At 26.1% G+C, this 5,930-nt stretch carries 5 protein-coding genes; 2 read left to right on the top strand and 3 right to left on the bottom strand.

Features of this window, described 5'->3' with window-relative positions; translation table 11 throughout:
• Positions 1-433 precede the first annotated feature (433 nt).
• The gene (locus CHF27_RS13175) at positions 434-1,408 is read right to left on the bottom strand and encodes an arsenic resistance protein (RefSeq protein ID WP_095406497.1); all 975 of its coding nucleotides are present in this window, start codon (positions 1,406-1,408) and stop codon (positions 434-436) included.
• A 362-nt stretch (positions 1,409-1,770) separates the two neighbouring features.
• Between CHF27_RS13175 and CHF27_RS13170 the strand changes: the two genes are divergently transcribed.
• Positions 1,771-2,358, top strand: coding sequence for a class I SAM-dependent methyltransferase (locus tag CHF27_RS13170; protein WP_095406496.1), 588 nt, complete (start codon positions 1,771-1,773; stop codon positions 2,356-2,358).
• Positions 2,359-2,408: 50 nt separating this feature from the next.
• A complete protein-coding gene (locus CHF27_RS13165; protein ID WP_095406495.1) occupies positions 2,409-2,927 on the top strand; it encodes an ECF transporter S component in 519 nt (172 codons plus the stop codon).
• Positions 2,928-3,034: 107 nt separating this feature from the next.
• On the opposite strand, the gene CHF27_RS13160 is transcribed toward CHF27_RS13165, so the two are convergent.
• Positions 3,035-4,702, bottom strand: a complete 1,668-nt coding sequence (locus tag CHF27_RS13160) for a ribonuclease J (protein ID WP_095406494.1) — start codon at positions 4,700-4,702, stop codon at positions 3,035-3,037.
• 530 nt (positions 4,703-5,232) lie between these two features.
• Positions 5,233-5,930, bottom strand: a 698-nt coding sequence (locus CHF27_RS13155) for a methyl-accepting chemotaxis protein (RefSeq protein ID WP_243445022.1), incomplete at its 5' end; no start/stop codon positions are given.

Below are 5,930 nucleotides of genomic sequence, written 5' to 3'. Positions count from 1 at the left end.
GTATTTATTTGTTATAAGTTTTTTTGTTATTATAATTAAAAAACCATTGTAAATTGTAGACTTTTATCGACTTTTATTTTTCTTTATATATTCTTTTCGTCATTTTTTATGAATTTGAAGATGTTTTTAATTTTGTATTTTTCTCTATAATAACAATTTTCTCAATTTTTATAATATTTTTCATTACATACATATTTACAAAAAGTACTATTTAACTTCTAGTATATCAAATCATCATTAACTACAATTGTATTACCTAGAAATGTGGTTTACTTTGTGTTATAAGACATAAAAGTTAAAAGGTTAAAATGGATATAAGTTATCAAAAGAAAGATTTTATTTAATTAAAAGGAAACACAATATATATCTCTCAGGGAGATCTATAAAGTATCCCCTTCTCAGTTTTTTATCAATTATAATGTCATTATTTTATTTAAATGCTCTCACTTATTTTCTCACTATTTCTTATTTTTAATAATATCTTTGAAACTATGAATAATATTGGAAGCTCAATAAGTGGTCCTATTATAAGTGCTAATGAAATTAATGGTCTATCTGGAAATGTTGCTACTGATATTGCAAGAGCAATTGGTGAATTTCTAGCTAATGTAGTTAAATTTAAAGCTACGTTATCTTCATAACTTAATTTAATTCTTCTTCCAACAAATCTTCCTACTATAAAATTTATTATGAAGAATAATAATATTGGGCCTAATAATACTACTAAAACTTGAAGATTTTCCATTAGTATCTTACCTTGTGATGCAAACATTGCAACTATAGCTATGTTTAAAAAGTACCCTTGAAAATCACAACATTTATATACTAACTGCTCTGTAAACTTTTCAATTCCTATTTTATTTATAATGATTTTTCTACAAATGATAGAACCTATAAGTGGTATTAATAAACTAAATACAACTCCCTTAGCTAAGCTTATAATATTTATATCTATACTTGTGCCTCCTATTATAAATATGTACACTGGTAATAAAAGTAATTGAAGTACTAAGTTTAGAGGTAAAATAGATGATGCTAATGCAACATTACCTTTTGAAATACCTGTAAAAATTAAATACCAATCTGTACATGGTGTTACCATAAGCATAATAAATCCTATTAAAAGTTCTGGATTATTTCCTAAAAAAGACCTGCCTAAAATAAATATAACAATTGGAGTCCACACAAAATTTATAAGTATTGATACTATAGTAAATTTAATATTTTTAAGTGAATTTCGTATTTCCTTTAATGGTATTTGTATAAATACTAAAAATAACATTATTAGTAGTGCTGGCATTATTACAAATTCAGAGTAATTTTGTATTAAATCTACTTGTCCTAATATAATACCTATAGCTACCATTATTAAGATAATAAAACTTTGAAACTTATTTATATTTTCCATATTATTCCCCATTTTATATAATAATTTTTAATTGATATGAATTATCAATATCTTTTAAATTATAACATAACTATACTTTATTAATCATAATCTTTTTTTAATTCTCAAATTTTTCATAATCTCTACTACTATTTATACAATTCTAGTTATCTATCCATATATTTTACCTTTACACATTGAAAGTCTTTATTTTATTTATTAGTTTTTTATGGTTTTATAAAAGTTGATAATTAGTTTAAATATTATCCAAAATATGCTATAATCTAACTAAATAATGTATATTTTGTAATCAAGCCATGAAGGCTTTTATTTCTTCATGGCTTTTTTTGCATTTCTAATGAAAAAAAAAGGGGGGGCTATATATGGAACAAGTAGATTTTTTTAATTCAGTTGCACACAATTGGGATAATATGATTGAGATAAATGAATGCAAAATAAATTATCTTTTAGATAAATTAGACATTCATGAAAATGACAGCATCTTAGATATTGGTACTGGTACTGGGGTTTTAATTCCATTTCTAAATAAGTTAAATCCTAATGGAAATATAAAAGCTGTAGATATTTCTGATAATATGCTAAGTGTTGCAAGAAAGAAATTTGAGAATTTACATAATGTTAGCTTTGATTTAGTAAATGTTGAATCTGAGGATATAAATTCAAAATTTGATAAAATTATTTTATATTCTATGTTTCCTCATTTAGAAAACAAGACTAATACTATTAAAAAATTAGTTGAGAACAATTTAACTTCTAATGGAAAATTAATGATTGCTCATTCTAATAGTAGAGAATTTTTAAACAACGTACACAAAAATACAGATGCTCGTGTAAGTAATTCTAGATTAATTGAAGTTAATTTGCAAAAGAATTTATTTGAAGAAGCTAATTTAAATGTTGAATCTGCTTTTGAAAATGATGAATTATATTACTTAGTTATAAGTAAATAGTATGATTTTGTGATTAATAATATATTTTTTAAATTCAGGGGGATAAAAAAATGAAAACAAAAAATTTGGTTTTATCAGGTATTTTTATAGCTTTCGGAGTTATATTACCTATGTTTTTCCATACTTTTAAATTGGCTGGTCCTATGTTTTTACCAATGCATATACCAGTTTTAATAGCTGGATTTTTACTAGGTCCTTTATGTGGTGCTTTTGTCGGTATTTTAACACCTATTCTTAGTGGATTTATGACTGGAATGCCTCCATTAGTTCCTGTTATGCCAATTATGGCGTTTGAATTATGTGGATATGGTTTAGTTACAGGTTTGGTTTTTTCTAAAACTAAGAAAATATATGTTTCTTTGATAACTGGTATGGTGACTGGTAGATTATTTGCTATTGTTGGTGCTTTTGTTGTGTCTTTAACTATTGCTCCTAAAATAAGTCCTATTGCTTATGTTGTCGGTGGGCTTTCAACTGCTATTCCTGGTATGGTAATTCAGTTGATATTTATACCTATTTTGATTAGACTTATGCTTAAAAATCCTGAGATTTCTAAATCTCTATCTTAAACATTATTGACTCTTAGAGAAAAAGTAATTTCTTCTCGATGCAGGCATGCCTAAATAAAAAATAGACTAGAGTATTTTTCTCTAGTCTATTTTTTATTTAGTTTAATTTATACTTCCATTATAATAGGCAATATTGTAGGTCTTCTTTTTATATTTATATATACATAATCACCTATAGCTTCTTTTATACTTCTTTTAATCTTATTCCATTCTCTAATGTTGTTGTCTAAACATTTTTGTACTTCTACTTTAGCAATTTCTCTTAATTCATTTATTAACTCTTCTGATTCTCTAACATAAACAAATCCTCTTGTAAGTATATCAGGACCTGCAAGTAACATTGAATTTTTTTGATCTATTGTCATAACAATAGTAATAACTCCATTTTCTCCTATGTCTTTTCTATCTCTAAGAACTATATTTCCTATATCTCCTATACCTATTCCATCTACAATAACTGATCCACTTGGTACTTTTCCTGTTATTTTAGCTGTGTTTTTACTTAATTCTAGAACGTTTCCTATATCCATAATAAATATATTTTCTGATTTCATTCCTAAATCTTGTGCTAATATTTTATGCTCAACTAAATGTCTATATTCTCCATGTACTGGCATAAAGTATTTTGGTCTAACTAAAGTGTGAATTAATTTTAATTCACTTTTACAAGCGTGACCTGATACGTGTACTTCCTCTATATCATTATAAATAACGTCTGCTCCTCTTATAAATAGCTTATCTATAAGATTTGATATAGCCTTTTGATTTCCTGGAATTGGAGATGCTGAAATAATTATAAAATCGCCTTCTTGAACACTTATGTGTCTATGTTCTCCGCTTGCTATTTTTGAAAGTGCTGCCATAGGCTCACCTTGAGATCCCGTTGTTATTATTGTTATTTTTTCAGGATCAAATTTATTAACATCATATATATTTACAATTTCATTTTCATCAATTTTTAAATATCCTGATTCTATAGCTATTTTAGATACTCTTTCCATACTCCTACCACTAAATGCAACTTTTCTTTTATAACGAATAGATGAATCTATAATTTGCTGTATTCTATGTATATTAGATGCAAATGATGCTACTATTACCCTTTTTTTTGCTTGTGAAAATAGATTATCTAAATTTTTTCCTATTTCTTTTTCTGAAATAGTGTATCCATCATTTAAAACATTAGTACTATCTGCCATCATTAATAAAACGCCTTGACTTCCTAGTTCTGCAAAACGATGCAAATCTAATAACTCATCATCTACTGGAGTATAATCAACCTTAAAATCTCCTGTATGAAGTATAATTCCTTCTGGTGTACTTATTGCTAATGCACAAGCATCTGCAATACTATGACATGTTCTTATAAATTCAACACTAAAGTTTTTAGTGAAAATTTTCTGACCAACTTTGACTTCTCTTAAAGAATAATTTGAAGTTATTTTTTTTTCTTCCAATTTGCTTTTTAAAAGCTTTAAAGTAAAGTTAGTACCATAAACAGGCACATTAATATTTTTTAAAAAATATGGAATTGCTCCTATATGGTCTTCATGTCCATGTGTAAGTACTATTCCTTTAATCTTATGCTTATTGTTAATTAAGTACGTTGTATCAGGTAACACCAAATCAACACCATACATATCCATATTTGGGAATGATATTCCACAATCAATAATTATAATTTCATCATCATATTCCACTACTGTAATATTTTTTCCTATTTCTCCTAAACCTCCAAGAGGTATAATTTTAACTTTGTTATCTTTTCTTTCCATTCTAGCTCCTATCTAATAAAAGTTATTTCCGATTATAACTTCTTGACTGTTAAGTTTTATATATTGCTTTAATCCGATCAATAGTATAAATAATCATTCTCTATACTACTTTCATATAATTTTCCTATAGCACCTATTTTGTATTTGTTATATTATGCATATAAAAAAATTTGAATGAATATAATATTTAATTTATATCCATTCGGATTTCTTCATATGTCATCATTAGCTATATTTTGCCTTATTTTAAGTATACAATAATATTTTAAAAATTACAAAATATATTATTTTTAACTCAATAAAATTTTTTCCTTCCTTTTTAAATTTTCCACCTATTTTTATCAAATCTTCTTATTATGTCATTATCTTTGAATGTAGTACATAATAATAAAAATAGACTAGAGTATTTTTTTCTAGTCTATTTTTATTTAAATTAATTTAATTTTAAGTCAAAAAAATATAACTGAGCTAAAATAATTAGCTCAGTTATATTTTTATTATTTCAATTCTAACTATGTAGAAATTTATATTTAGAATTCTTCACTATTAAATAGCATTTTGCTATTAAAATATTTATCTTTTTCATCTTTTAAGTCAAATTTACCAATAAACTCTTTTAACATTTCAGCTTGAGCTGATAACTCTTCACTTGCAGCAGCACTTTCTTCAGCAGTTGCCGAATTAGTCTGTACAACTACAGATATTTGTTCTACACCAATATTTACTTGATCGATATGCTGTGCTTGTTCATTACTTGCATTTGCAATTTCTTGTATAACTTCTGCTGATTTTTGTGCTCCATAAACAACTTCTTCTAAAGATTTTGCTGTTTCTGAAACAATTACTGTACCATTTCCTATTGCTACTAGTGCTTTTTCAATTAAATCTGCTGTATCTTTTGCACTTTGTGCAGATTTTGCAGCAAGGTTTCTAACTTCATCAGCAACAACTGCAAATCCTTTACCAGCTTCTCCAGCACGTGCTGCTTCTACTGCTGCATTAAGTGCTAAAATATTTGTTTGGAATGCTATATCATCAATATTTTTTATTATATTTCCAATCTGATTTGATGTATTGCTAATTTCATCCATTGCAACAATCATTTCTTGCATTTGTTCTTTTCCTCTATCTGTAGCAATACTTGATTTTACAGATATTTCTTTTGCTCTTTCCGCATTTTGTGCAGTTTGCTTTATTTGCTCTGAAACTTCATTTATAGTTGCTGAAA

Origin of the sequence: Romboutsia maritimum, from assembly GCF_002251085.2 — a bacterium.
In the GTDB taxonomy this organism is placed as follows: domain Bacteria; phylum Bacillota; class Clostridia; order Peptostreptococcales; family Peptostreptococcaceae; genus Romboutsia_B; species Romboutsia_B maritimum.
Note: the sequence above shows the minus strand (reverse complement) of the source record. Positions and strands in the feature narration are given on the sequence as shown.

Bases quoted from the DNA above. Each gene is read 5' to 3' on its own strand.
- CHF27_RS13170 (WP_095406496.1), top strand. From the start codon at position 1,771: ATGGAACAAGTAGATTTTTTTAATTCAGTTGCACACAATTGGGATAAT.
- CHF27_RS13160 (WP_095406494.1), bottom strand. From the start codon at position 4,702: ATGGAAAGAAAAGATAACAAAGTTAAAATTATACCTCTTGGAGGTTTA.
- CHF27_RS13165 (WP_095406495.1), top strand. From the start codon at position 2,409: ATGAAAACAAAAAATTTGGTTTTATCAGGTATTTTTATAGCTTTCGGA.
- CHF27_RS13175 (WP_095406497.1), bottom strand. From the start codon at position 1,408: ATGGAAAATATAAATAAGTTTCAAAGTTTTATTATCTTAATAATGGTA.